Genomic DNA, 24,947 nt, shown 5'->3' with positions numbered 1-24,947 from the left:
CCGGAGCCTTCTGCCAGCGGGCACGCGTAGAATCGACGCATCCCGCCGCCTGAGTGGATGATCGATCCAGGGCGGCCCTTCCGGAGGAGTGCCATGACCGACACCGCACTGACGACCGAGCAGACCGCCCGCGAGCACGGTGTGCTGCTGACCGACGCCGCCGCCGGCAAGGTCAAGAACCTGCTGGAGCAGGAGGGCCGCGACGACCTGCGTCTGCGCGTGGCCGTGCAGCCCGGCGGGTGCAGCGGCCTGATCTACCAGCTCTACTTCGACGAGCGCTACCTCGACGGCGACAAGACGGTCGACTTCGACGGTGTCGAGGTGATCGTCGACGACATGAGCGTGCCCTACCTGGACGGCGCCACGATCGACTTCAAGGACACCATCTCGGAGCAGGGTTTCACGATCGACAACCCCAACGCGGCCGGGTCGTGCGCGTGCGGCGACAGCTTCCACTGATCGCTAACGATCCGATACTTTTCCGGCGGGTCCGGTGCGCTCCGATTGGCGCCCGGGCCCGCCTTTTTCCGCCCCTGCGACACGATCCAACCTGAGCGGATGGCCTGAATCGCCTGGGCGGTTGCCCTAGACTGGCGAGAGTCCTGTTCGTGATCGGAAAGGTGCACCGTGCCTTCGAAACGCCGTATCCGCTGGGCCGTTCTCCCACTCGGGATCGCAGCGGCTGCAGTCCTCGCCGGATGCACCCCGACCGAGCTGCACGGCTTCCTCCCCGGGTTCACCGAAGAAGGCCAGCCGGCCACCAACCACGTCGACATGGTCGCGGGTCTCTGGGTCAATTCGTGGATCGTGCTGCTCGTCGTCGGTGTCATCACATGGGGCCTCATGGGGTGGGCGGCGATCGCCTACCGGCGTCGCAAGGGCCAGATGGGCCTGCCGGTCCAGTTGCGCTACAACATGCCGATCGAGATCTTCTACACGGTCGTCCCGCTCATCCTGGTCGTCGGCTTCTTCGCCTTCACCGCGCGCGACCAGGCGATCCTCGAGACGCAGTACGACGAGCCCGACGTGTCGATCACGGCGATCGGCAAGCAGTGGTCATGGGACTTCCAGTACGACGGTGCGAGCGATGACGAGACCGTCTGGACCATGGGCGTCCAGGCGCAGACCGACGAGCGCGGCGATGTCATCAGCGAGCTTCCCACGCTGGTCCTCCCGGTCAACGAGTCGGTCAAGATCAAGCTGCAGTCGCGTGACGTCATCCACTCGTTCTGGATCATCGACTTCCTTTACAAGAAGGACATGTACATCGGCAAGGACAACTACTGGTCCTTCACGCCGACCCGCGAGGGCGAGTACGCCGGCAAGTGCGCCGAGCTCTGCGGCGAGTACCACTCGATGATGCTGTTCAACGTCAAGGTCGTGAGCGCAGCCGAGTACGAGGAGTATCTCGACACGCTTCGCGAGGCGGGCCAGACCGGCGACATCAACGACGCTTACGACCGACTTCAGAACCTGCCCGGCACGGGCGGTTCCATCGATGAGAACGTGGAAGAGGTGGACCACTGATGGCGACGACGCTCCCTCTCCAGGAGACGTCCCAGGGGCGTCCGACGACCCTGCCGCCGCGGCAGGCGGCCCTGCTCAGCGCATCGCGCGTAGAGCAGAAGGGCAACATCATCGTCAAGTGGATCACCTCCACCGATCACAAGACGATCGGCTACCTGTATCTGATCTCCTCCGTCGTCTTCTTCCTCCTCGGCGGAGTGATGGCGCTGCTCATTCGTGCGGAGCTGTTCGAGCCCGGGATGCAGATCATCCCGACCAAGGAGCAGTACAACCAGCTGTTCACGATGCACGGCACGATCATGCTGCTGATGTTCGCGACGCCCCTGTTCGCGGGCTTCGCGAACGCGATCCTGCCGCTGCAGATCGGCGCGCCTGACGTCGCGTTCCCGCGTCTGAACGCGTTCGCGTTCTGGCTCTTCCTGTTCGGCTCGACGATCGCCGTCGCCGGCTTCCTCACCCCGCAGGGTGCGGCTGCATTCGGCTGGTTCGCCTATCAGCCGCTCGCGAACGCCAGCTTCTCGCCAGGCGCAGGCGGAAACCTGTGGATGCTCGGCCTCGGCATGAGCGGCTTCGGCACGATCCTCGGCGCGGTGAACTTCATCACCACGGTCATCACCATGCGCGCGCCGGGCATGACGATGTGGCGCATGCCGATCTTCTCGTGGAACACCCTGATCACGAGCATCCTGATCCTGATGGCGTTCCCGGTGCTGGCCGCCGCGATCCTCGCCGCCGCGGCGGACCGCGTGCTCGGCGCGCACATCTACGACCCGGCCAACGGCGGTGTGCTGCTCTGGCAGCACCTGTTCTGGTTCTTCGGTCACCCCGAGGTGTACATCATCGCGCTGCCGTTCTTCGGCATCGTGTCCGAGATCTTCCCGGTCTTCAGCCGCAAGCCGATCTTCGGGTACAAGACGCTGGTCTACGCGACGATCGCGATCGCCGCGCTGTCAGTCGCGGTGTGGGCCCACCACATGTACGTCACCGGCGCGGTGCTGCTGCCGTTCTTCGCGCTGATGACGATGCTCATCGCGGTGCCCACCGGCGTGAAGATCTTCAACTGGATCGGCACGCTCTGGCGGGGCTCGGTCACGTTCGAGACCCCGATGGTGTTCGCCCTCGGCTTCCTGGTGTCGTTCGTGTTCGGTGGTCTCACCGGCGTGATCCTCGCGTCGCCGCCCCTGGACTTCCACCTGTCGGACTCGTACTTCGTCGTCGCGCACTTCCACTACGTCGTGTTCGGCACGGTCGTGTTCGCGATGTTCGCCGGCTTCTACTTCTGGTGGCCCAAGTGGACGGGGCGCATGCTCAACGAGCGGCTCGGATACGTCCACTTCTGGATGCTGTTCATCGGCTTCCACATGACGTTCCTCATCCAGCACTGGCTGGGTGTCGACGGCATGGTCCGCCGCTACGCGGACTACTCGGAGGCGGACGGCTGGACCTGGCAGAACCAGGTGTCGACGATCGGCGCCATCATCCTCGGCGCCTCGATGATCCCGTTCCTCTTCAACGTGTGGATCACGTCGCGCAAGGCGCCGAAGGTGACCGTGAACGACCCGTGGGGCTACGGCGCATCGCTCGAGTGGGCGACCTCCTGCCCGCCCCCGCGTCACAACTTCACGTCGATCCCGCGCATCCGCAGCGAGCGGCCCGCGTTCGACCTGAACCACCCCGAGGCGGGCATCCCCGTCGGAGTCGGTCCCGCGAAGGACGCTCCCGAAGCCCCGGTTGCCGACCTTGCCGATGGAGAGGTGAAGTAAGGTGCGCACGAACACCGGACTCTGGTGGCTGCTGTCTATCTTCTTCCTGCTGGTGGCGATCGTCTACACCATCTGGAACATCATCGCCCACCCCGACCTGGTGTGGTACCACGCCATCGAGTGGGTCGGCAGCGTGGCGCTGCTGTTCACCGCCCTGATGGGCGCCCTGATCGCGTTCTACATCGGCCGGGTGCACAACGCCCAAGGCGGCGAGCTGCCCGAGGATGTCCTCACCTCCGACATCGACGACGGCGACCCTGAGCTCGGTGAGTTCAGCCCGTGGTCGTGGTGGCCCATCGTGCTGGCGTTCTCAGCGGCGCTGGGCATGATCGGCCTCGCCGTGGGTGCGTGGCTCATGCCCATCGGCATCGGCGTGTTCGTCGTCGCGATCGTCGGCTGGGTGTACGAGTACTACCGCGGATACTTCGCCCGCTGATCCGGCGCTGCCGGCCCGCATGCCACACTGCGTGACGCGCACGGGGACCCGTCTGTGACGGGGCCCCGTGCGTTTCTCCGTGCGGCCGCCTGCTCGGACGTCGGCCCGCACCGCGCGACGAACCAGGACGCAGCGTTCACGGCTTCGTGGGGCGCCGCCGTGGCCGATGGCGTCGGAGGAGGACCCGCCGGCGATCTCGCCTCGGCCGCGTTCATCCACCGGCTGGCCGCGGGGCGTCTGGACGGCCTCGAGCCCGTACAGCTCGCCGATGCCGTGCGATCGGCCAACTGGGACCTTCGCGCTCATGTCGAGCGCGATCCATCGCTGAGCGGCATGGCCACGACGTTCACCGGACTGTTCGTCGCCCGGGGCGGCGGACTCCTGCTCGCGCACACCGGTGACTCACGGGCATACCGCCTGCGGGCCGGTGAACTCACGCAGGCCAGCAGAGACGATTCGCTCGTGCAGGCGCTCGTCGATCGGGGAATCGTCTCGATCACGGATGCCGCTTCCCACCCTCGCCGCAACATCATCACCGCGTCGCTCAGCGGGGCGGAGCGTGATGCGGCGGCGGTCACCGGGTTCGACGCGCAGCACGGAGACCGGTGGCTGCTGTGCAGCGACGGGCTCACCGACTACGTCCCGGACGCCGAGATCCGCGCGCTCCTCCTGGAATTCCCTCACGCGGGGACGGCAGTCGAGGCGTGCGTGGCGGTCGCTCTCGAAGCCGGTTCCCATGACAACGTCACCGTCGTCGTGTGCGACGTCGACGCGGCCGACGGGATCGGCGGCGAGCCCACGCAGACGTCTTTCTACGGTGCCGCCGCCGAGCGGTTCATGGAGGGTCTGGAATCGGCCTGAGCGGGCGCCTCAGCCGGCGACGCGGGTGCGTACGACCATGACCTGCGCGTCGAACACGCGGGGGAGTGCGCCCTCGTCGTTCTCGGTCGGCTGTCCCTCGCGCACCCAGTACTCGTACCCGCCGATCATCTCCTTGACGGCGTAGCCCAGCTTCGCGAACTCGATCGCGCCCTTGGCCCCGGCGTTGCAGCCCGGGCTCCAGCAGTAGACGACGACGGATGAGGACGGGTCGATCTCGCGCGGGGCGCGCTCGGCGATCTCGCGGTACGGCATGTGGATCGCGCCGCTGATGCGCCCCTGCGTCCACGCCTCGTCACCGCGGACATCGACGAGGACGAGGTGCTCGCCGGCTTTCTGCGCGGCGTAGACGTCCGACGAGTCGGTCTCGAGGGCGAGCTTGGCGGAGAAGTAGGAGAGAGCATCTGTCATGCGTCCACGCTAAGGCCGGGCAAGATCGCCGAGCGCCGGATGCTCGGTCAGACGTCGTCCGATTCCTGCCGAACACGGGGCGGGATGTCGCCGGGCCGGGATGACGGATGCCCCGGCGCGATCGTCAAGATCGTGCCGGGGCATCCGTCTGCGAAATGCGGCGACCTACTGGTCGGACTCCTTCTCGCGGTTGCGCGGAGCCTTCGTGCCGGGCTCGCGCTCCGGGACGATCACGTTCGAGGGGCGCACCGGAACCTCTCCGTGCTTCCCGTCGTCGATCGGCTTGTGCGGAGCGTCCGGCACGCCGGCGCGCTCGTGTGCCGCCTGGATCTCGAGGTCCTCTTCGGCCGCGATGTGGTCGAGGTCGTGGTGCTGGTGAGCCAGCGCCGCGTCGAGCTCGGCCTGGGTGACCGGGGTCAGGCGATCCTCGAAGAACCAGCGCGAGATCGATGCGCGGAGGTTCTCGTGCCACGGGATCTGGCCCTTGGCGTTCGGACGCACGACGAGCGGCTCGTAGGTCTCGAAGTAGGCCAGCTTGAAGCGCTCGTAGTCGTCGACCGGCTGGTGCACCTCGATGTACTCGCCGCCGGGAAGGCGGACGATGCGTCCCGATTCGTAACCGTGCAGCGAGATCTCACGGTCCTTCTTCTGCAGCGCGATGCAGATGCGCTTGGTGACGAAGTAGGCGATCACCGGACCCAGGATCAGCAGAGCCTGGAGCGTGTGGATCACGCCCTCCATCGTCAGCCAGAAGTGGGTGGCGATGATGTCGGAGGCCGCCGCCGCCCACAGCACCGCGTAGAAGGTGACGCCGGCCGCACCGATGGCGGTGCGGGTCGCCGAGTTGCGAGGACGCTGGGCGATGTGGTGCTCACGCTTGTCGCCGGTGACCCACGCCTCGATGAAGGGGTAGATCAGGACGAGGACGATGAACAGACCGAGCCCGACGAGCGGAACGATGATGTTGAACGACCACGTGCGGTCGAGGAACAGGAACTCCCAGCCCGGCGGAACCAGGCGCAGGGCGCCGTCCGCGAAGCCGATGTACCAGTCGGGCTGGGTGCCGGCGGAGACGGGGGACGGGTCGTAAGGGCCGTAGTTCCAGATCGGGTTGATCGTGAACAGCGACGCGATGAGCACGATCACGCCGAACGTGATGAACAGGAACCCGCCCATCTTCGACATGTAGACCGGCATCATCGGGTAGCCGACGACGACGCTGTTCGTGCGACCCGCACCCGCGAACTGGGTGTGCTTGTTGATCACCATCAGCATGAGGTGGACGACGAGCAGGCCGACGAGGATCGCGGGCAGCAGCAGGATGTGCAGCGTGTAGAGGCGACCGACGATGGCGTCACCGGGGAACTGACCGCCGAACAGCAGGAACGAGGTCCAGGTTCCGATGATCGGGATGCCCTTCACCATGCCGTCGATGATGCGGAGGCCGTTGCCCGAGAGCACGTCGTCGGGGAGCGAGTAGCCGGTGAAGCCCTCACCCATCGCGAGGATGAACAGGATGAAGCCGATCACCCAGTTGAGCTCACGCGGCTTGCGGAACGCGCCAGTGAAGAACACGCGCAGCATGTGGACGCCGATGCCGGCGACGAACACGAGAGCGGCCCAGTGGTGCATCTGACGGACCAGGAGGCCGCCGCGCAGATCGAAGGAGATCTCGAGGGTCGACGCCATGGCGGCCGACATCTCGATGCCTCGCATGGGCAGGAACGCGCCGTTGTAGTGCGTCTCGGTCATCGACGCCTGGAAGAAGAACGTCAGGAAGGTCCCCGAGAGGAGCACGACGACGAACGCCCACATCGCGATCTCGCCCAGCATGAACGACCAGTGGTCGGGGAAGATCTTGCGACCGAGCTCCTTGACGAAGCCCGACAGGCTCGTGCGCTCGTCGATGTAGTTCGCGGTGGCGCCGATGAAGCGCCCGCCGAGCGGGCGGTCACCGTTGCGTGAGACGGGAGCCGCCGGAGCCGCAGGCTGCTCAGTGACGGTTGAGGTGCTCAATGACGCTCCCAGAAGCTCGGGCCGACGGGTTCGAGGAAGTCGCTGCGGGCGATGAGATAGCCCTCGTCGTCGACGGTGATGGGCAACTGCGGCAGCGGGCGGGCCGCCGGGCCGAAGATGACCTTCGCGTGGTCGGTCACGTCGAACTGCGACTGGTGGCACGGGCACAGAAGGTGGTGGGTCTGCTGCTCGTACAGCGCCACCGGGCAGCCGACGTGCGTGCACACCTTGGAGTAGGCGACGATGCCGTTGTACGACCACTCCTTGCGGTCCTCGGACTCCGTGAGCTGCTCGGGGAGCATGCGGATCAGGAGGACGATCGCCTTGGCCTTCTCGTCGAGGTAGCCGTCGCTGTGCGAGACCTCGGCGAGTGCCTCGGGGATGACGTGCACGGCGGAGCCGAGGGTCAGGTCGGCCGCCTTGATGGGCTCGCCCGACGGGTCGTGCGCAAGGCGCATGCCCTCCTTCCACATGGTGTGCTCGAGGAGGTACACCGGGTCGCCCGCGTGCGGCTTCTCCGGCGAGTTGAACGGCGCGAGACCGCGGAACAGGACGACGCCGGGCACGACGGACGCCACGAGGGCGGCGATCAGCGAGTTGCGGACCATCGCGCGGCGGCCGAAGCCCGAGTCGGCGTCGGCGTCGGCGAAGGCCTTGATGGCGGCCTCACGCGTCGTGTCGCGACCGCGCGTGGCGTGACGGGGCTCGACGAACTCCTTGTCGGACATGACGGCCTTGGACCAGTGGATCGCGCCGACGCCGATGGCGAGCAGCGCGAAGGCGATGCCGAGTCCGATGAAGAGGTTGTTGTTGCGGATGTCGACGATCCGCCCGCTCTCGATGGGGAACAGCATGTAGGCGGCGATCGCCCAGATGCTGCCGGCGATCGACAGGTAGAAGAGCGTGTAGATTCCCCGGACCGCGCGCTTCATGGAAGCGGGGTCCTTGTCGGTCATCCGCTCGCGGTGCGGGGGGAGGCCAGGGTTGCTCACCGGGTCGGTGACCGCGACGGCGAGCCCGGGGGAGGGCTTCCAGGAAGCCCTCTCGTGCTCTAGCGGGTCGTCCTCGTGGGCCATGCTGCTCCTCGTCAAGTGTTACGTGTGTCGTGCGTCGATCAGTTGGACTTCGCCGTGATCCACACGGTGATGGCGATCAGCGAGCCGATGCCGAAGATCCAGATGAAGAGGCCCTCGGAGACGGGGCCGAGCGAGCCGAGCGAGAATCCGCCCGCGGACTCGTTGTCCTGCAGCCAGAGCAGGTAGGTGATGATGTCGCGCTTCTCTTCGGTGGTCAGCGTCATGTCGTTGAACACCGGCATGTTCTGCGGGCCCGTCACCATCGCCGCGTACATGTTGAGCGGGGTGGTGGTGTGCAGAGCGGGGGCGTACTTGCCCTCGGTGAGCGCACCGCCGGCACCCGCGACGTTGTGGCACATCGCGCAGTTGATGCGGAAGAGCTCGCCGCCCTCGGATGCGCTTCCCTCGCCGTCGAGCACCTCGTCGTCGGGGTAGGTCGGACCGGGCGCGATCGACTGGATGTAGGAGGCGATCGCGGTGATCTGCTCCTCGGTGAACTGCGCCGGCTTCTGCGGAGCCTGCGGGCCCTGCATCTGCAGCGGCATGCGGCCGGTGCTCATCTGGAAGTGCACGGCGAGCTCGCCGACGCCGTAGAGCGACGGGCCGTCCTCGGTGCCCTGCACGTCGAGGCCGTGGCACGTGGCGCAGTTGGCCTGGAACAGCTTCTTGCCGTCTTCGACGGTGAGCGCGGAGTTCGCGACGGTCTCGGGGGTCGTGGCCGCCATCGCGGCGGATGCACCGGCGTAGACGCCGCCCGTGATGAGCAGGCCGATGCCGATCAGTGCGGCCGCTGCCCAGGGGCTGCGGCGGCCTTTCGAGCGGCGCGTGGTCTCTCGTGCCATTTCGGGGTTCAGCTCCGCTCTCACTTGAGGAAGTAGATGACGAGGAAGAGGGCGATCCAGACGACGTCGACGAAGTGCCAGTAGTACGACACGACGATCGAGGACGTCATTTCTTTGCGCCCGAAGTTCTTGACGGCGTACGCGCGTCCGATCACGAGCAGGAAGGCGATGAGGCCGCCCGTCACGTGGAGGGCGTGGAAGCCGGTGGTGAGGTAGAAGGCCGACGCGTACGAGTTCGCGCTGATCGGCATGCCCTCGATGACGAGCTGGGCGTACTCCCACACCTGGCCCGAGACGAAGATCGCGCCGAGCGCGAAGGTCAGCCAGAACCACTCGACCATGCCCCAGCCGAGCCAGCCGCGCTTCTTCGTCGAGTAGGGCTGGAAGCGCTCGGCCGCGAACACGCCCATCTGGCACGTGACCGAGGACAGCACGAGGATGATCGTGTTGACGGTCGCGTACGGGATGTTCAGCAGCTGCGTCTCCTGCGCCCACAGTTCGGGCGAGGTGTTGCGCAGGGTGAAGTAGATCGCGAAGAGGCCCGCGAAGAACATCACCTCGCTGCCGAGCCACACGATGGTTCCGACAGCGACCGGATCCGGCCGCTTGACGGACCGCATGGCCTGGGAGTAGGTCGCTGTGGAGGTCGTCACGCTCCCCATTATGGCCGATCTCAAGCCGCGATTTTCGCATCGGAGGGCATGTCTTGGCCGGGTCCCGAACTTAGGAGAGCCTAAAAGAACCCTGCGACTCTGCCGTGAAGCCGTGGTGAAGACGCAGAATCGCCGCGACCGGGACGCCGTGTCACGAAACGGTTCCGATTCGCGGGCCCGGCTAGGCTTCTCGGTTATGGCGGAGCTGTACACCTGGCCGGGAATCCTCACCACGCTGCTCGAGCGACGCGACCTCAGCGTCTCGGAGTCGACCTGGGCGATGCGGCAGATCATGTCGGGCACCGCCACCTCCTCTCAACTGGCGGGGTTCCTGGTCGCCCTGCGCTCGAAGGGCGAGACCGTCGACGAGATCGTCGGGTTCCGCGACGCGATCCTCGAGGCCGCGCTGCCGCTTCCCGTCGACGCCGCCGTCCTCGACATCGTGGGCACGGGAGGCGACCGCTTCGGCACCGTCAACGTCTCGACCATGTCTGCGCTCGTGGCCGCAGCATCCGGGATCCCGGTCGTCAAGCACGGCAACAAGGCCGCCAGCTCCTCGTCGGGCTCCTCCGACGTGCTGGGCGCACTCGGCGTCGATCTCGCATTGTCGCCCGACGCGGTGGCCGAGACGCTCTCCCGCGCGGGGATCACCTTCGCGTTCGCGGGCGCGTTCCACCCTGGCTTCAAGAACGCGGCGGCGACGCGCAGCGAGCTCGGCGTCCCGACGGTGTTCAACTTCCTCGGGCCGCTGTGCAACCCCGCGCGTGCCGAGGCGAACGCGGTCGGCGTCGCCCACCTCGACCGCGTGCCGCTGATCACCGGCGTCTTCCGCACGCGCGGCGCGACCGCGCTGGTGTTCCGCGGCGACGACGGACTGGACGAGCTCACGACGACCGGGCACAGCCGGCTGTGGGAGGTCAGTCGCGGCGACATCCACGAGCACGACCTCGACCCGCGCGACCTCGGCATCCCGCTGGCCGACATGGACGACCTGCTCGGCGGGGACCCCGCCCACAACGCGGACGTGGTGCGCCGCGTGCTCGCCGGCGACGAGGGTCCGGTCCGCGACATCGTGCTGCTCAACGCGGCCGCCGGCATTGTCGCCTACCGGCTGTTCCGCGACGCCGGACAGGTGCAGCGGCCGATCCTCGAGCGCCTCGCGGAGGCGCGCGACGACGCCGCCGCCGCGATCGACAGCGGCGCGGCGACGTCGACCCTGGATCGCTGGGTCGACGCCACGCGCGCACTCGCGTCCTGAGTCGCCCGGACCACCGGGTTCTCTCGACGCGCGCTCTTCCGCCGCCCCGCGCGGCGCCGCTAGCGTGTGGCTCAACGACCCGCATCCGAGGAGGACGCATGAGCGAGGAAGAGCCCCGCACCACGGACGTGATCGAGCCCCCCGAGAAGAAGGTCGGCCTGGTGAAGGCGGTCGGCATCCTCGGGATCATCGGCGGCGTGCTGCTGATCGTCGTCGGCATCATCGCGTGGATCGGCGTGACCACCCAGCTCACGGCCGAGAACATCACCATCCCCGACGACGCCGCGGCGTTCCAGGGCCAGCAGGTCACCGGACCCTTCACCGCCTACGTGCAGGCCGACATCATCAACACCCATGCGCTCGAGGCGTCGGGCGGCAAGACGTACGCCGAGCTCGACCAGGACGACCCGGTGCGGGCGACCGTGATGCAGGCGTCGTTCCTGCGCGCATCCCTCTTCACCTCGGTCGTCGCGTACGGCGTCGCGCTGTTCGCAGCCGGCATGGGCGTGCTGGCGATCCTGTTCGGCTGGGCGATCCACCGCCTGGCGAGCGTACCGGTGGTGATCAGACGGTCGAACGTCTACTGATCCGCCCGCTTCTTTCCCCGTGAATCCCCACGACGCGCTCGCCGAGATCGCCACGCTCCTGGAGCGTGAGCGCTCGTCCCGGTACAAGTCGAAGGCCTTTCGCGCCGCGGCCGATGCGATCGAGGGCCTGAGCGACGCAGAGCTGCGGGACACCGCTGCTCTGCGTCGCCGCAAGGGCATCGGCGACTCCACCTTGGCCGTGATCCAGCAGGCGCTGGCGGGCGACGTGCCCGGCTACCTCGTCGACCTGCGCGAGCGCGCCGGCGTGCAGCGCACGTCGACGCTGCGGCCGCTGCTGCGCGGCGACCTCCACTCGCACAGCGACTGGTCGGACGGCCTCACCTCGATCGATCTCATGGTCGACGCGGCCCGAGCCCTCGGTCACGAGTACCTCGCCCTCACCGACCACTCGCCGCGGCTTCGCGTCGCGAACGGGCTGTCGCCCGAGCGCCTGCGCTCACAGCTCGAGGTCGTGGCGGGCATGAGCGGCGACGGGTTCACCCTGCTGTCGGGCATCGAGGTCGACATCCTCGAGGACGGCGCGCTCGATCAGGAGCCCGACCTGCTCGGCGAACTCGATGTCGTTGTCGCATCCGCCCATTCCAAACTGCGCATGGAGCGCGGCCCGATGACCCGGCGCCTGGTGGCTGCGGTGTCGAGCCCCCACATCGACGTGCTCGGCCATGTCACCGGCCGTCTCGTCGAGGGCTCGCGCGGGACGCGGCCTCCGTCGACCTTCGACGCCCGCGCCGTGTTCGAAGCCTGCGAGGCCCACGGCGTCGCGGTCGAGATCAACTCGCGGCCCGAGCGGCAGGATCCGCCCGACGAACTGATGGCCCTGGCGCTGGAGATCGGATGCCTCTTCTCCATCGATTCGGACGCTCATGCGCCGGGCCAGCTGTCGCTGCTCGACTACGGTGCCGAGCGCGCCGAGCGCATGGGCGTGCCGGCCGAGCGCATCGTCACCACGTGGCCGCTGGATAAGCTGCACGCCTGGACCGGACGCGACCGCGGCGCCTGAGCCCGCGCCGACGGACCGGCGCCGCGCCCGCTGACGCCACCGCGGCTCAGACCGTGTCGAGGGCGTCGACGATGCGATTCATCGACGCACCGAGTGCCCACTGCTCGGCGAGGGACGCGGCATCCGTCTTGCCCTCCTCGGTGAGAGGGCGCAGGCGGGGGTCGGGCACGTCCAGCGGGAGGTCGCGGACGACGGCCACCACCTGCGGAGCGACGGCGAGGTAAGGAAGCCCGGCGAGCACCTTGGAGCGCACGCCGGCGGACATGCCCTCGCCGCGCTCGGCCGCGGCGACGATCCCGGTGAGGTCGCCGTGGGCCGCGAGGAGCCCGGCGGCGGTCTTCTCACCGATCCCGGCGACGCCGGGGAGGCCGTCGGACGAGTCGCCGCGGAGTGTGGCGAAGTCCGCGTACTGCGACGGCAGCACGCCGTACTTGGCGACCACGGACGCGTCGGTGAGCACTTCGAGGTTGCTCATGCCGCGTGCGGTGTAGACCACCCGGACGTCGCGCGCATCGTCGACGAGCTGGAACAGATCGCGGTCGCCGGTGACGATGTCGACCGGCATGGTCGCGGTGGTGGCGAGGGTGCCGATGACGTCGTCGGCTTCGTGGGCCGCGGCGCCGACGATCCTGATTCCGAGTGTGTCGAGCACCTCGCGGATGACAGGCACCTGCACTTCGAGTGGATCGGGGACCACTTCGACATCGGGTCCGCCGGCGACCACCTCGGCGACGCGATGCGTCTTGTACGTCGGGATGAGCTCGACGCGCCACTGCGGTCGCCAGTCGTCGTCCCAGCACGCCACGAGATGCGTCGGACGGTAGGTCGTGATGAGCCGCGTGATGATGTCGAGGAAGCCTCGGACCGCGTTGACGGGCGTCCCGTCCGGGGCGCGCACGGTGTCGGGCACCCCGTAGAACGCGCGGAAGTACAGGGACGCGGAGTCGAGCAGCATCAGGCGGTCGGTCACGCGTTCATCCTGGCATGCGCCGCCGACGTGCACCCCGGGCGCAGGAACGCGTCGGCTCGTCGTCGGGGGATGGCGGCCGCGACGTGCCGTGCCCCGCTACCCGCCGTTCACCTACCGGACCGGCACCGGCCCCACGCCAGGACCCATCGCGTTCACGTCGGGCGCCCACCGTGGGCAGACAGCGCTGAGCCCGATCGTGAGGCACAGCCGGAAGGAGGGCGCCCCATGGGTCGCGAGGACGTGCTGGCGTGGGTCGAGTCGCCGCTGCAGCTCGTCGGCGCCGCGGAGTGGGCGGCCGCCCACAGGACGACCGTTCCGGTCGCCGGCCGGCTGACCCCGCAGATCTCGGCCACCGCCGACGTGCTGCTGTCGCGCGGCGCGCGCTTCGGCGCGCTCGAGCCCTACCTCGGCATCCCCTGGAGCCTGCTCGCCCGCCACGGCCATTGGCTCGTCGGCGACGGCTTCTCGGGCCAGTTCCGGCTCGCCGCCGCGGTCCTGCGCCCGCACCGCATCACCTTCCTCGATGACGGCGCCCACGCGATCGCATACGCCGACACGCTCCTCGGCCGGCGTCCCTACGCGCGCCCGAGCATCGACGAGCGCGGACTCACCACCTTCGTCGCCCCGTTCGCCGCGGAGCTCGTCCACCGCCGCGCGACCGCGCGGCGAGCGGGGATGTTCACCGCGTTCGACCTCGGCGCCGACCGCCTCGACGCACTCGCGGACCACGGGTTCGGCATCCGACGCCACGACTTCTCGTGGACTCGGCAGAGCGCGCCTCCCGCGCCCGGACTCGGCCGCCGGGTCGTGCTCGGCAGCGCGCTGCCGGTCGACGGACGGATGCTGCTGCTCGACTACGTCCGATGGGCGCGGGATGCCGCTGCCGGAGGCGCCGTGTACCTCCCGCACCGCCGGGAGACGGCGGAGCAGCTGGACGCCGTCGCGACCGCGCCGGAGCTGCGGATCCACCAGACCGGACTGCCCGTCGAGCTCGTGCTCGCCGGGGCTCGGGGGCCGCTCGACGTGCACACGCTGCCGTCGAGCACCACGACCACACTCCCGCTGGTACTCGCAGGCACGGGAGCGACCGTGCACACCGGCCGCGTGCGCCGCTCGGCCCGGACGGCGGCGGCATGAGCGAGGTCGTCGCCGTCATCCCCGCCCGCGGCGGCTCGAAGGGCGTGCCGCGCAAGAACCTGCAGCGCGTCGGCGGCGTCCCGCTCGTCGCGCGTGCGGTCGAGGCGGCGCGGCGCTGTCCCGCGATCGACCGCGTCGTCGTGACGACCGACGACGCCGACATCGCCGCAGTCGCCGCCGAATGGGGGGCGGAGATCGTCGAGCGACCCGCGGACCTCTCCGGCGACCTGGCGAGCAGCGAGAGCGCGCTCGTGCACGCCCTCGACACGCTCGACGCGCGCAAGGTCGACGTGGGCGTCCTCGCGTTCCTGCAGGCCACCTCGCCGTTCATCGACGTCGACGCCCTCACCGCGGCCGTGCAGCTCGTGCGCTCGCGACGGCGCGACAGCGTCTTCTCGGCCGTCGAGACGTACGGCTTCCTGTGGGAGAAGGGCGTCGGCAGCGCGGCCGAGCCCGTCAACCACGAGATCGACGTGCGCCCGCGCCGGCAGGAGCGCGAACCGCACTACCTCGAGACGGGCGGCTTCTACGTCATGCGGGCGGCGGGTTTCCGCGCGGCGAACCACCGCTTCTTCGGCAGCGTCGGCATCGCCGAGGTCGCCCCGCGCACCGCGATCGAGATCGACACGCTCGACGAGCTGGAGCTCGCGCGCACGCTCGCGCCGCTGGTCGACCGCGACTCGTTCGGCGCCCACGCGGGTGCGATCCCCGTCGACGCGGTCGTGACCGACTTCGACGGCGTGCACACCGACGACACCGTGCACGTCGACCAGAACGGCGTCGAATCCGTCACCGTGAGCCGATCGGACGGCATGGGGGTGGGGATGCTGCGGGCCGGCGGCATCCCTTTCCTCATCCTCTCGACCGAGGCGAACCCCGTCGTCGCGGCCCGTGCGCGCAAGCTCGGCGTCGATGTGCGACAGGCCGCGGCCGACAAGGCGGCGGTGCTGCGCGAGTGGGCGCGGGAGCGGGGCATTCCGCTTTCGCGCATCGCGTACCTCGGCAACGACGTCAACGACCTCGGGTGCCTCGAGATGGTCGGCTGGCCCATCGCTGTGCCCGACGCGCACCCCCTCGTCCTGTCCACCGCGCGCGTCGTGCTCGACCACCCTGGCGGCGCCGGCGCGGTGCGCGACCTCGCCGAGCGCGTGCTCACCGGCAGATCGGCCACGGCCGTGGCCGACACGCTCCGCCCCGCCGTCGCGCCGGTGCGAGTCACCGCATCCGATCACCCCACCGCACCACAGGAGGCCTCATGACCGTCACCATCGGATCCCGCGTCGTCGGGGGAGGACGCCCCGCGTACCTCATCGCCGAGATCGGGCTGAACCACAACGGCGACGTCGACATCGCCAAGCGCCTCATCGACGTGGCGGCCGACGCCGGAGCGGACGCGGTCAAGTTCCAGAAGCGCACACCTGAGATCGCCACTCCGGAGCACATGCGCGACATGCCGCGCGACACCCCGTGGGGCCGCATGACGTATCTCGACTACCGTCGGCGCGTCGAGTTCGATCGCGAGGAGTACATCGAGATCTCGGACCATGCGCTGCTCCGCGGCCTCGAGTGGTTCGCGTCGCCGTGGGACGTGCCGAGCGTGGCCTTCCTCGAGGACCTCGGGGTCGTCGCACACAAGGTGGCATCGGCCTCGCTCACCGACGTCGAGCTCCTCCAGGCGCTCCGCGACACCGGCAAGCCGGTGATCCTCTCGACCGGCATGTCGACGATCGAGCAGATCGACGCCGCGATCGACATCCTCGGCACCGATCACCTCGTGCTGATGCACGCGACGTCGACGTACCCGATGGAACCGGAGGAGGCCAACCTGCGCATGATCCCGGCGCTGCGCGACCGCTTCCCGGGTGTGCCGGTCGGCTACTCGGGCCACGAGCGCGGTCTGCAGATCTCGCTCGCGGCCGTCGCCCTCGGCGCCGTCGCGGTGGAGCGGCACATCACGCTCGACCGCACGATGTGGGGTTCGGACCACGCCGCGTCGCTCGAGCCGGCGGGCCTTCAGCACCTGGTGCGCGACATCCGCGTGATCGAGGCGGCCCTCGGCGACGGCGTCAAGCGCGTGTACCCGGGCGAACTCGCGCCCATGGCGAAGCTGCGCCGCGTCCCCGCGTGAGTGCGCACGCGACGGAAGGCAGGCGGCCGCGGGTCGTCGCGATCGCCGACACCGACTCCTACGTGAAGTGGGCGGCGGCACTGCTCGGAAGTGTCGGAGAGCGATGGGATGCCTCGCTCCTGGTGCTCGACACGCCGCTCGTGGTGAGCGATGCCCAGCTCGACTCCGCGCTCAGGGGAAGCGGGCTGGCGCGGGATCGCGTGGAGCGGATCGCCTACCCCGGCCTGGCGGCCCGCCTCGCCGAACTGCGCGCAGAGGTGGTCGTGATCGGCGCGCGCGGTCCGCTCGTGCGCGTGCTCGCGCGCGACCTTGCCGCACTCGCTCTGCGCCCCGTCGTGGTGACGGGGCTTCCCGGCATCTCGATCCCCGCGACACGCAGAGCCGTCGTCTACCGGCTGCAGTCCGACCTGTTCGTGGTGCACTCGCGCCGCGAGGTGCGCGAGTTCGGCGCGTTGTCTGCCCGTACCGGCTACGCACACCGCTACGCCCTGGCGACGCTGCCCTTCGCGCGCGGCGCGGTGACCGCCTGCGGAGGCGCCCGCCCCGACGCCGACGGCACCGACCTCGTGTTCGCCACGCAGGCGAAGGTGCCCGCAGGGCGGGAGGACCGGCTGCGCGTCGCGCGCATGCTCGTGCGGGCGGCCGAGGCGGATCCGTCGCGGCGCGTCGTCGTGAAGCTCCGGGCCGCGTCGGGCGAGCACCAGACGCACGCCGAGCTCGACGGCTACCCCGAGCTGCTCGCCTCGCTCGGCCCGCTGCCGCGGAATCTCGTGACCTCGACCGGGTCGATGGGCGCCGCGCTCGACACCGCGGAGGGCCTCGTCACCGTCAGCTCCACGGCGGCGATCGAGGCGATCGCCCGCGGCATCCCCGTCATCGCACTCGACACGTTCGGGGTCTCGCCGCGCCTCATCAACGAGACGCTCGCCGACGCCGACCTGCTCGCGAGCGAGGACGACGTCGTCGCGCGCCGGTTCAGGCACCCCGATCCCGAGTGGCTCGACGAGAACTACTTCCATGCGCCCGAGGCCGACGACTGGACAGCCCACGTCGAGGCGCTGCTCGCGCAGCGCTCGGCGGGGCGGCTGCCGCCCCGCGCGCCGGTGTCTCGCCGTGGCGGTGTGCTGCGCGACGCGTGGGAGCGCAAGGTCGCCCTCGGCCGCAGCGACACGTCCGCATCGGGCGCTGTGGCCTACGCCGTCGGCGTGCCGCTGCGCGAGGTGGTGCGGCTGACGAATCGTGCGCGCCGCTCGATCGCGGGCGCCGTTCAGCAGCCTGGGCCGGTCGGATCCTCGACGCAGGTGCGGTCCACGAGCGCCGTGCGCACCTCGACGACGCGCACGCCGTAGCCGGCCGCCTGGGCCCGCACCACACCGGGCACGGGCCGCCAGGTGCCGCTGCCGAAATCGACGGAGGCCTCGTACTCGACCGTCACCGAGACCGGGTACGTCCCACGGGCCCGGTATGCGTGACTCGTCGCGGTCGGCGTGAACTGCCCCTGGCCGAGGGCCGCCCACGACGTGCCGCCGGTGGTCGCACGCGTTGTCGTGCCATCGCCGTTGCCGAACACATAGGCGACCGGGACGAAGCGCACGGTCACGTCCCACCCGAGGACGGTGCCCGGGATGAGCTGCTCGGATGCCGACGCCAGCAGGTTCGTCGGCATTCCGACGACGCCGAAGCCCGCGGGCTCTCCGGCGAGCGTCGGCTGCGCGGGCCGGAAGGAGGCGAGGTCGGCGAGGGTCACGTCAGGCGGGCCGGCGACGACGTACGTCTCGCAGCGGTTGAGCGGACCGCAGTCCTCGGGCTCGGTGGGGGCTTCGGGCGCGGGAGCGGCGCCAGAGTTCGATCGGGGCTCGTTGTTCGTCGCCTTGCCGGGCTGGGACTTGCCCGCGCCGACGCTGACGCTCGACCCGCTGTTGTCTACCTCGCAGTAGGTCCAAGCGCTAGACCCCGAACAATCTGAGGCTGGTGAGCTGTGCACTGGCCCCACAATCGCGAGCAACACCAGGGAGGCCGCTACGAGCTGCACCGGGAGTCTTCCACAGCATCGCTGGTGCTGACGCTGAGCCCCGTCGCAGTTGACGAAGCAACGAACGCTACCTGTAGCGCGTATGTACTTGGGCGGTTCGGAGAAACCATCGACTGCCCCTCGGCGTTCGACACTTGTACTTCACTCACGTCACTGCATACGACCGCGTCAACGGTTCCGTCCTCGATGGCACCGGGGTGGAAGCCCACGACAGCCGTATCGCCATCGACGACCCACCCGTCGGCGTGCATTTGGGAGAGCGACTTCCGCTCGTTGGCGTTGGCTTCGCCGGTCGTCCAGCTGTACACGGCCTCGAACGTCTCCGGGTCGCTGAGATCCACTTGATTCAGCGCGTCCACGTAGGCCCGGTACGTCTCCTCCGCCGCGGCGAACGCCTCTTCCTCGCTCGAGAACGCCGGCGTCGGCGTGGGCTCCACCGGCCCCGGGGTGGTACACCCGGCGAGCACGAGCACGAGCAGGCCGCTGAGCGCCGCCGCCGTCACCCGAGTCCTCACGCCCCCACGCTATCCGCCGGCGTCGACGCTCCGACGGAGTTATCCACAGCGCGCACGCGGAGAAGCCGGCGATCGCGTCCGGGGAGTGTCGCAGATCGCCGGCTCCGGGCGGGTCGGTGAGACCGCCCTTCGTGCCCACGGGGGGTCGGGCACGAGGAGTGGTCCCGGGCGACTCATCGCCTGCAGGGGTTTCGCGGAGGGGACCGGGATTCCCCCTCACCGCGATGCCTCCAGGCTAAGAGCTCGTCCTGGGAGATCCCTATCGCCTGACCACACGAATGCCGCGCACTGGCCGTGCGGCGGCTGGGCTGTCATCATGACGCCATGCGCATCGCCGGACCGGTCGTCTCGCTCATGCTCGCCGCCTCCCTCGTCGCGCTCAGCGGCTGCGCCTCGCCGCAGCCGGTCATCGCTCCGGTCACCCGCGACGTCGGCGACCTCCAGGGCGAGACCGTCGAGCTCGCGGTGGGACAGGTGCTGAACATCGACACCGGCGACCTCGCCGTCGACAGCTACCGCGGCGTCGTCTCCGATACGTCCGTCGCGACGTTCACGGCCGGTCGCGAAGAGGGCGGCACGACGTACAACCCGGGCGTCGAGGGGCTCGCCGAGGGGACGACGAAGGTGGTGCTGTCGAACGAGGACGGCGGCATCCAGGATGTGACGTTCACCGTGGAGGTCTCGGGCTGATCCGGCACGGCTGCGGCCGGGCCGCGGCATCCGGGCGTAGTCTCATGCGATGACCTCCGCCGCGAGCCGGACAGAGCTGCGAGCGCTCCTCGACGAGCTGCACGACGCGGCCACCGTGCGCATCGCGGCGATCGACGAGACGCTCGAGGAGCTCCGCGCAGATCGCGGCTCCGACGTCGCCGACGACGAGCATGATCCCGAGGGCGTCACGCTGTCGGGGGAGTGGTCCCGCGCTGTCGCCCTCGAGGAAGCCGCCCGCCGGGAGATCGCCGAGATCGACGAGGCCGTCAGGCGCTGGGAGGCCGGCACCTACGGAATCTGCGTCGACTGCGGTCGGGGCATCCCGATCGCGCGGCTTCGCGTGCGACCCTTCGCGACCCGCTGCGTGTCGTGCGCCGAGAAGGCCGGCGCCTGACGTGTCGTTCGGCGCCGCGGCATCCCGTGCCGCCTTCGACGGCTTTCCTCGCGTCGCCGACGCCGATCCCTGCCCGTGCGGGAGCGGCGAACGCTTCGCCGGATGCTGCGCCCCCGCCTTGCGCGGAACGCCGGCGCCGACCGCTGAGCGTTTGATGCGGTCGCGGTACACGGCGTTCGTGGTGGGCGACGCGGCGTATCTGAGCGAGACCTGGCATCCGGGCACGCGTCCCGACGACCTGACCCTCGATCCGGACCAGCGCTGGACCGGACTCGAGATCGCCGCCGTCGGGGAGGGAGCCGAGGCCGACAAGCGGGGCGTCGTCGAGTTCCGCGCCGCCTGGCGCCACGGCCGCGATCGCGGCGTGCTGCACGAGCGGAGCCGCTTCGTTCAGCAGGGCGGGCGCTGGTGGTACCTCGACGGCCGGATCGATCCGGCGTGACCGGTCCTCCCTGCTCGGAGCGCCGATAGCGTGGCAGTCATGACCACTCAGGCAGAGAAAGCACAGACCCTCGCCCGACTGCACGCCGCCCCCGAGATCCTGCGCTTGGTGAACGTGTGGGACGCCGTGTCGGCCCGCACCATCGCCGCGCTCCCCGAGACCCGCGCCATCGCGACGGCGGGCCATTCGATCGCCGCGACGTTCGGCTATCCGGACGGCGGGATCCCGCTCGAGACCACGCTCGACATGGTCGGCCGGATCGTCGAGGCCGTGGGCGACCTTCCGGTGAGCACCGACCTCGACGCCGGCTACGGCGATCCCGGCGAGACCGTGCGTCGCGCGATCGGCAAGGGCGTCGTCGGCGCCAATGTGGAGGACCGCCTCGTGCCGCTCGACGAGGCCGCGGCCACCGTCGAGGCGATCATCGCGGCCGGGGAAGCAGAGGGCGTGCCGTTCGTCCTGAACGCCCGCACCGACGCGTTCGTGCGGGCCGGCAAGCGGCCGATCGAGGAGTCCATCGCCGACGCGATCGAGCGTGGACGCGCCTACCTCGCCGCCGGCGCCGACCTCGTGTTCGTGCCCGGCATCCTGAACGCCGACGTCACGCGCCGGCTCGTCGAGGGGATCGGCGAGCGCAAGATCAGCGTCATCGGCGTGCCCGGCGCGCTGCCGGCGGGGGAGTACGAGGCGCTCGGCGTCGCTCGCATCTCATATGGACCCACGACGCAGCGCGTCGCGCTGACCGCGCTGCAGGATCTCGCGGCCGACCTGTACGCGGACGGCGTCATCCCCGCCTCCACCCGCGCATTGAACTGACGGGGCCTCGTCCGATCGGCCCGGGGGGAATCCTCGCGGGCCGATCGTCGTTGTGCCGGGCATGGAGCCCGCACCCGTCGACGTCATCGTGATCGGTGCCGGCCAGGCGGGACTCTCCGCCGCGTATCACCTGCAGCGCCGCGGCTTCGTCCCGCTCTCGCGCGCAAGCGCCGTGGACCAAACGTTCCTCGTGGTCGATGCCAACCCCGAGCCCGGCGGAGCGTGGCAGCACCGCTGGGCGTCGCTGCGGATGGCGACGGTGAACGGCATCCATGAGCTGCCTGGATTCGCCGTGCCCCCGGCGGATCCCGCAGCGGCGAGCCGCGACATCCTTCCCGCGTATTTCGCGGAGTACGAGGAGCGTTTCGCGCTCGACGTGCTCCGGCCCGTGCAGGTGAAGGCGGTGCGCCGCGCCGACGACGACCCCCGCGGTCGGCTGCGGGTCGAGACCGACCGCGGCACGTGGGCCGCGCGCTTCGTGATCAATGCCACAGGCACGTGGACGCGTCCGTTCTGGCCGCACTATCCGGGGCAGGAGCGCTTCCGCGGGCGGCAGCTGCACGTGGGCGACTACGTCTCGGCCGAAGGGTTCCGCGGCGAGCGCGTCGTCATCGTCGGCGCCGGCGTCTCGGCGGTGCAGCTGCTCGACGAGATCTCGCACGTCGCCGACACCTTCTGGGTGACGCGGCGCGAGCCGGACTGGGTCGAGGAGGACTTCGACATCCCGGCGCGCGTCGCCGCCATCGCCGGCGTCGAGGACCGCGTGCGCCGGGGTCTTCCGCCCGGCAGTGTCATCTCGGTGACCGGGATGCACTGGACGCCCTGGGCGCGGGCGGCCGAGACTCGCGGCGTGCTGGTGCGGCATCCGATGTTCTCCTCGATCGAGGAGGACGGCGTCTGCATGCCCGACGGGACGCTGGAGCGCGCCGACGTGATCCTGTGGGCCACGGGCTTCCGGCCCGCGCTCGACCATCTCGCGCCGCTGCGGCTGCGCACGCCCGAAGGCGGGTTCCGTGTCGAGAACGGGCGCTCGATCGACGAGCCGCGCCTCTTCCTCATCGGCTACGGCCCGTCGCAGTCGACCGTGGGCGCGAATCGAGCGGGCCGTGACGCCGTCCGAGCGATCGTGGCGGACCCGGTCGCGATCGCCGCCTGACGACTCGGGAGCGGCCGGGCGCGTCGCCCAGCAGGCCGAGCGTGATGCGCGGCGGAGCGGCCGCGGCGTAGCGTGGAGCGCACGACGAAGGGGGAACGATGGCCCGCATCCTGATCTTCGGCGGCCACGGCAAGGTCACTCTGCTGCTGGAGCCGCTGCTCGTGGCGCAGGGGCACACGGTGACCGCGGTGATCCGCAACGCGGCACACGAGGCGGAGGTCGCGGCGACGGGCGCGCAGCCGCTCGTCGCCGATGTCGAGGCGCTGGACCTCGACCAGCTCGTCAACATCGTGGCCGGCAACGACGTCGTCGTCTGGTCCGCCGGGGCCGGCGGCGGCGACCCGTCGCGCACGTACGCGGTCGACCGCGATGCCGCGATCCGCTCCATGGACGCGGCTGCGGCGGCCGACGTGCTGCGCTACGTGATGGTGTCGTGGCTGGGCTCGCGCGCGGACCACGGCATCGCGTCCGACGCCTCGTTCTTCCCTTACGCCGACGCGAAATGGGCCGCGGACGCGCACCTCGCCGCGGGCGCGCTCGACTGGACGATCCTCGCGCCCGGTACCCTCACGCTGGATCCGCCGACCGGCCGCATCGCACTCGATCCGGAAGAACGCGGCGCGGTCCCGCGCGCGGACGTGGCCGCGGTGATCGCTGCGACGATCGCGGACGACTCGACGATCGGCCGGACCATCCGGTTCGGCGCCGGCGACGAGATCATCGGCCACGCGATCGCGGGCTGAACCTCAGTCCTCGCTGGAATGCAGGCCGCGGCGCGCCGACAGCAGCGTCACCTCGGGGTGGTCGGCGACCAGGCGCTCGGCGTGGTCGAGCACATCACGCACGTGCGACGACCCTGACGCCACGATCGAGACGCCGATTCTCGCCCGGCGGTGCAGGTCGTGCTCGCCGACCTCCGCGGCGGCCGCCTCGGTGCGCCGGCTCAACTCGGCGACGAGCGGGCGCAGCACGCCGCGCTTCTCTTTGAGCGAGCGGACGTCGCCGAGCAGCAGGTCGAACTCAATCCACCCGATCCACATGGGTCCATCGTGCCAGCGGCCGCGGGTGAGGGCCCGCCGCCTTAGGCTCGTGTCATGCTCGCCACCGTCATCCATGCCGCCCGCGACATCCGCGTCGAGAACGTCCCCGATCCCGTGCTGTCCACCGGCGCCGATGCGATCGTGCGCGTGGTCGCCGCATGCGTGTGCGGCTCCGACCTCTGGCCCTACCGCGGCGTCACGCCCACACGCGAGCCGCATCGGATCGGCCACGAATTCGTCGGCGTCGTCGAGGAGGTCGGCGACGAGGTCGAGGTCGTGCGTCCCGGCGACTTCGTGATCGCCCCGTTCTACGTGTGCGACGGCACCTGCGCGAACTGCCGGAACGGCGTCAGCACCTCATGCCTCACCGGCGGCTGGTGGGGCAGCGACGACCGCGTCGGCGGCTTCGCCGACGGCGGCCAGGGCGAGCGCGTGCGCGTGCCGCTCGCCGACGGCACGCTGGCGGTCGTACCGGGACCCGTGGCGGATGCCGAGGTTCCGGGCCTCCTCACCCTCAGCGACGTCATGGGCACGGGCCACCACGCCGCGGTCTCGGCGGGCGTCGGCCCTGGCGACGCCGTCGCGGTGGTCGGCGACGGCGCGGTCGGGCTGTGCGCGATCATCGCGGCCAAGCGCCTCGGCGCAACGAGGATCATCGCGATGTCGCGTCATCCGCAGCGGCAGGCGCTCGCGCGCGAGTTCGGCGCCACCCACATCGTGGCGGAGCGCGGCGAGGCCGGAATCGAGGCGGTGCTCGCGCTCACCGGTGGCATCGGTGCGGACCGCGTTCTCGAATGCGTCGGCACCAAGGAGTCGATGGACCAGGCGCTGCGCTCGACGCGTCCCGGCGGCATGGTCGGCTATGTGGGCGTGCCCAACGGCGGACCGGAGCTGCCGGTGCGGCAGATGTTCAACCGCAACGTGGGCGTGAACGGCGGCGTCGCGCCCGTGCGCGGCTACATCGAGGAACTCCTGCCCGATGTGCGCTCGGGTGCGATCCGGCCGGGCCGCGTGTTCGACCTCGAGCTCCCGCTTGCCGACGCCGCCGAGGCGTACGCTGCGATGGACGAGCGGCGCGCGACGAAGGTGCTGCTGCGGCCGTGAGCGGGCTCGTGGCACGCCCGAACACCGGCTCAG

The 24,947-nt window shown here is 70.0% G+C and carries 28 protein-coding genes; 19 read left to right on the top strand and 9 right to left on the bottom strand.

The window, feature by feature from the left end; translation table 11 throughout:
• The first annotated feature begins 93 nt into the window (after positions 1-93).
• The 5 genes from erpA (at position 94) to MRBLWH7_RS05445 (ending at position 4,587) form a co-directional block, all read left to right on the top strand.
• The gene (gene erpA / locus MRBLWH7_RS05465; RefSeq protein ID WP_045298933.1) at positions 94-459 is read left to right on the top strand and encodes an iron-sulfur cluster insertion protein ErpA; all 366 of its coding nucleotides are present in this window, start codon (positions 94-96) and stop codon (positions 457-459) included.
• 168 nt (positions 460-627) lie between these two features.
• Positions 628-1,527, top strand: coding sequence for a cytochrome c oxidase subunit II (coxB, locus tag MRBLWH7_RS05460; RefSeq protein ID WP_341999910.1), 900 nt, complete (start codon positions 628-630; stop codon positions 1,525-1,527).
• Entirely contained in the window at positions 1,527-3,290 is a 1,764-nt protein-coding gene (ctaD, locus tag MRBLWH7_RS05455) for a cytochrome c oxidase subunit I (RefSeq protein ID WP_341999908.1), read from the top strand. The genes coxB and ctaD overlap by 1 nt, the downstream gene beginning before the upstream one ends.
• A 1-nt stretch (position 3,291) precedes the next feature.
• A complete protein-coding gene (locus MRBLWH7_RS05450; protein ID WP_341999906.1) occupies positions 3,292-3,726 on the top strand; it encodes a cytochrome c oxidase subunit 4 in 435 nt (144 codons plus the stop codon).
• A 54-nt stretch (positions 3,727-3,780) separates the two neighbouring features.
• Positions 3,781-4,587: a protein phosphatase 2C domain-containing protein gene (locus MRBLWH7_RS05445; RefSeq protein ID WP_341999903.1), complete on the top strand. Its 807-nt coding sequence runs from the start codon at positions 3,781-3,783 to the stop codon at positions 4,585-4,587.
• A 9-nt stretch (positions 4,588-4,596) separates the two neighbouring features.
• On the opposite strand, the gene MRBLWH7_RS05440 is transcribed toward MRBLWH7_RS05445, so the two are convergent.
• The 5 genes from MRBLWH7_RS05440 to MRBLWH7_RS05420 all read right to left on the bottom strand — a co-directional run bounded on the left by MRBLWH7_RS05440 (position 4,597) and on the right by MRBLWH7_RS05420 (position 9,612).
• Positions 4,597-5,016, bottom strand: a complete 420-nt coding sequence (locus tag MRBLWH7_RS05440) for a rhodanese-like domain-containing protein (RefSeq protein WP_341999899.1) — start codon at positions 5,014-5,016, stop codon at positions 4,597-4,599.
• 165 nt (positions 5,017-5,181) lie between these two features.
• Positions 5,182-6,945, bottom strand: a complete 1,764-nt coding sequence (locus MRBLWH7_RS05435; RefSeq protein WP_342001935.1) for a cytochrome bc complex cytochrome b subunit — start codon at positions 6,943-6,945, stop codon at positions 5,182-5,184.
• 83 nt (positions 6,946-7,028) lie between these two features.
• A complete protein-coding gene (locus tag MRBLWH7_RS05430; RefSeq protein WP_341999897.1) occupies positions 7,029-8,108 on the bottom strand; it encodes a Rieske 2Fe-2S domain-containing protein in 1,080 nt (359 codons plus the stop codon).
• Positions 8,109-8,146: 38 nt separating this feature from the next.
• Positions 8,147-8,950, bottom strand: a complete 804-nt coding sequence (locus MRBLWH7_RS05425) for a cytochrome c (RefSeq protein ID WP_341999895.1) — start codon at positions 8,948-8,950, stop codon at positions 8,147-8,149.
• A 20-nt stretch (positions 8,951-8,970) separates the two neighbouring features.
• A complete protein-coding gene (locus MRBLWH7_RS05420; protein ID WP_342001933.1) occupies positions 8,971-9,612 on the bottom strand; it encodes a heme-copper oxidase subunit III in 642 nt (213 codons plus the stop codon).
• Between the two features lie 187 nt (positions 9,613-9,799).
• Between MRBLWH7_RS05420 and trpD the strand changes: the two genes are divergently transcribed.
• From trpD to MRBLWH7_RS05405, 3 genes are all read left to right on the top strand, one after another.
• On the top strand, positions 9,800-10,861 hold the full coding sequence (trpD, locus tag MRBLWH7_RS05415) for an anthranilate phosphoribosyltransferase (RefSeq protein ID WP_341999893.1): 1,062 nt from the start codon (positions 9,800-9,802) through the stop codon (positions 10,859-10,861).
• Positions 10,862-10,959: 98 nt separating this feature from the next.
• On the top strand, positions 10,960-11,448 hold the full coding sequence (locus MRBLWH7_RS05410; RefSeq protein ID WP_116193663.1) for an aromatic ring-opening dioxygenase LigA: 489 nt from the start codon (positions 10,960-10,962) through the stop codon (positions 11,446-11,448).
• 19 nt (positions 11,449-11,467) lie between these two features.
• Entirely contained in the window at positions 11,468-12,469 is a 1,002-nt protein-coding gene (locus tag MRBLWH7_RS05405; protein WP_341999889.1) for a PHP domain-containing protein, read from the top strand.
• Positions 12,470-12,515: 46 nt separating this feature from the next.
• Here MRBLWH7_RS05405 and MRBLWH7_RS05400 read toward each other — a convergent pair whose 3' ends face one another.
• A complete protein-coding gene (locus MRBLWH7_RS05400) occupies positions 12,516-13,439 on the bottom strand; it encodes a 5'-3' exonuclease (RefSeq protein WP_341999887.1) in 924 nt (307 codons plus the stop codon).
• 225 nt (positions 13,440-13,664) lie between these two features.
• On the opposite strand from MRBLWH7_RS05400, the gene MRBLWH7_RS05395 reads away from it, so the two are divergent.
• From MRBLWH7_RS05395 to MRBLWH7_RS05380, 4 genes are read left to right on the top strand one after another with little or no spacing between them, the layout of a single operon-like run.
• A complete protein-coding gene (locus MRBLWH7_RS05395; protein WP_341999885.1) occupies positions 13,665-14,576 on the top strand; it encodes a hypothetical protein in 912 nt (303 codons plus the stop codon).
• Positions 14,573-15,835, top strand: coding sequence for an acylneuraminate cytidylyltransferase (locus MRBLWH7_RS05390; protein ID WP_341999883.1), 1,263 nt, complete (start codon positions 14,573-14,575; stop codon positions 15,833-15,835). The genes MRBLWH7_RS05395 and MRBLWH7_RS05390 overlap by 4 nt, the downstream gene beginning before the upstream one ends.
• Positions 15,832-16,704, top strand: a complete 873-nt coding sequence (locus tag MRBLWH7_RS05385) for an N-acetylneuraminate synthase family protein (RefSeq protein ID WP_341999881.1) — start codon at positions 15,832-15,834, stop codon at positions 16,702-16,704. The genes MRBLWH7_RS05390 and MRBLWH7_RS05385 overlap by 4 nt, the downstream gene beginning before the upstream one ends.
• The gene (locus tag MRBLWH7_RS05380) at positions 16,701-18,053 is read left to right on the top strand and encodes a DUF6716 putative glycosyltransferase (protein WP_341999879.1); all 1,353 of its coding nucleotides are present in this window, start codon (positions 16,701-16,703) and stop codon (positions 18,051-18,053) included. Before MRBLWH7_RS05385 ends, MRBLWH7_RS05380 begins: the two co-directional genes overlap by 4 nt.
• Here the strand turns inward: MRBLWH7_RS05380 and MRBLWH7_RS05375 are convergent.
• Positions 17,972-18,451, bottom strand: a complete 480-nt coding sequence (locus MRBLWH7_RS05375; protein ID WP_341999877.1) for a hypothetical protein — start codon at positions 18,449-18,451, stop codon at positions 17,972-17,974. The two genes, MRBLWH7_RS05380 and MRBLWH7_RS05375, sit on opposite strands and share 82 nt — an antisense overlap.
• A 272-nt stretch (positions 18,452-18,723) precedes the next feature.
• Entirely contained in the window at positions 18,724-19,251 is a 528-nt protein-coding gene (locus MRBLWH7_RS05370) for a hypothetical protein (RefSeq protein WP_341999875.1), read from the bottom strand.
• A gap of 324 nt (positions 19,252-19,575) precedes the next feature.
• Between MRBLWH7_RS05370 and MRBLWH7_RS05365 the strand changes: the two genes are divergently transcribed.
• The 6 genes from MRBLWH7_RS05365 to MRBLWH7_RS05340 all read left to right on the top strand — a co-directional run bounded on the left by MRBLWH7_RS05365 (position 19,576) and on the right by MRBLWH7_RS05340 (position 23,513).
• Entirely contained in the window at positions 19,576-19,941 is a 366-nt protein-coding gene (locus tag MRBLWH7_RS05365) for a hypothetical protein (protein WP_341999873.1), read from the top strand.
• A 49-nt stretch (positions 19,942-19,990) separates the two neighbouring features.
• The gene (locus tag MRBLWH7_RS05360) at positions 19,991-20,356 is read left to right on the top strand and encodes a TraR/DksA C4-type zinc finger protein (RefSeq protein ID WP_341999871.1); all 366 of its coding nucleotides are present in this window, start codon (positions 19,991-19,993) and stop codon (positions 20,354-20,356) included.
• A 1-nt stretch (position 20,357) separates the two neighbouring features.
• A complete protein-coding gene (locus MRBLWH7_RS05355; RefSeq protein ID WP_341999870.1) occupies positions 20,358-20,798 on the top strand; it encodes a YchJ family metal-binding protein in 441 nt (146 codons plus the stop codon).
• A 39-nt stretch (positions 20,799-20,837) separates the two neighbouring features.
• The gene (locus tag MRBLWH7_RS05350; RefSeq protein WP_341999868.1) at positions 20,838-21,614 is read left to right on the top strand and encodes an isocitrate lyase/phosphoenolpyruvate mutase family protein; all 777 of its coding nucleotides are present in this window, start codon (positions 20,838-20,840) and stop codon (positions 21,612-21,614) included.
• 61 nt (positions 21,615-21,675) lie between these two features.
• Entirely contained in the window at positions 21,676-22,770 is a 1,095-nt protein-coding gene (locus MRBLWH7_RS05345) for an NAD(P)-binding domain-containing protein (RefSeq protein ID WP_341999866.1), read from the top strand.
• Between the two features lie 98 nt (positions 22,771-22,868).
• A complete protein-coding gene (locus MRBLWH7_RS05340; RefSeq protein ID WP_341999865.1) occupies positions 22,869-23,513 on the top strand; it encodes an SDR family oxidoreductase in 645 nt (214 codons plus the stop codon).
• 3 nt (positions 23,514-23,516) lie between these two features.
• Here the strand turns inward: MRBLWH7_RS05340 and MRBLWH7_RS05335 are convergent, their stop codons facing one another.
• On the bottom strand, positions 23,517-23,810 hold the full coding sequence (locus tag MRBLWH7_RS05335) for a DUF503 domain-containing protein (RefSeq protein WP_341999863.1): 294 nt from the start codon (positions 23,808-23,810) through the stop codon (positions 23,517-23,519).
• 54 nt (positions 23,811-23,864) lie between these two features.
• Between MRBLWH7_RS05335 and MRBLWH7_RS05330 the strand changes: the two genes are divergently transcribed.
• Positions 23,865-24,914, top strand: coding sequence for a zinc-dependent alcohol dehydrogenase family protein (locus tag MRBLWH7_RS05330; protein WP_341999861.1), 1,050 nt, complete (start codon positions 23,865-23,867; stop codon positions 24,912-24,914).
• The last annotated feature ends 33 nt before the right edge of the window (positions 24,915-24,947 follow it).

The sequence above is a fragment of the Microbacterium sp. LWH7-1.2 genome (genome assembly GCF_038397755.1).
In the GTDB taxonomy this organism is placed as follows: domain Bacteria; phylum Actinomycetota; class Actinomycetes; order Actinomycetales; family Microbacteriaceae; genus Microbacterium.
This window is presented reverse-complemented; position numbering and strand designations above follow the sequence as displayed.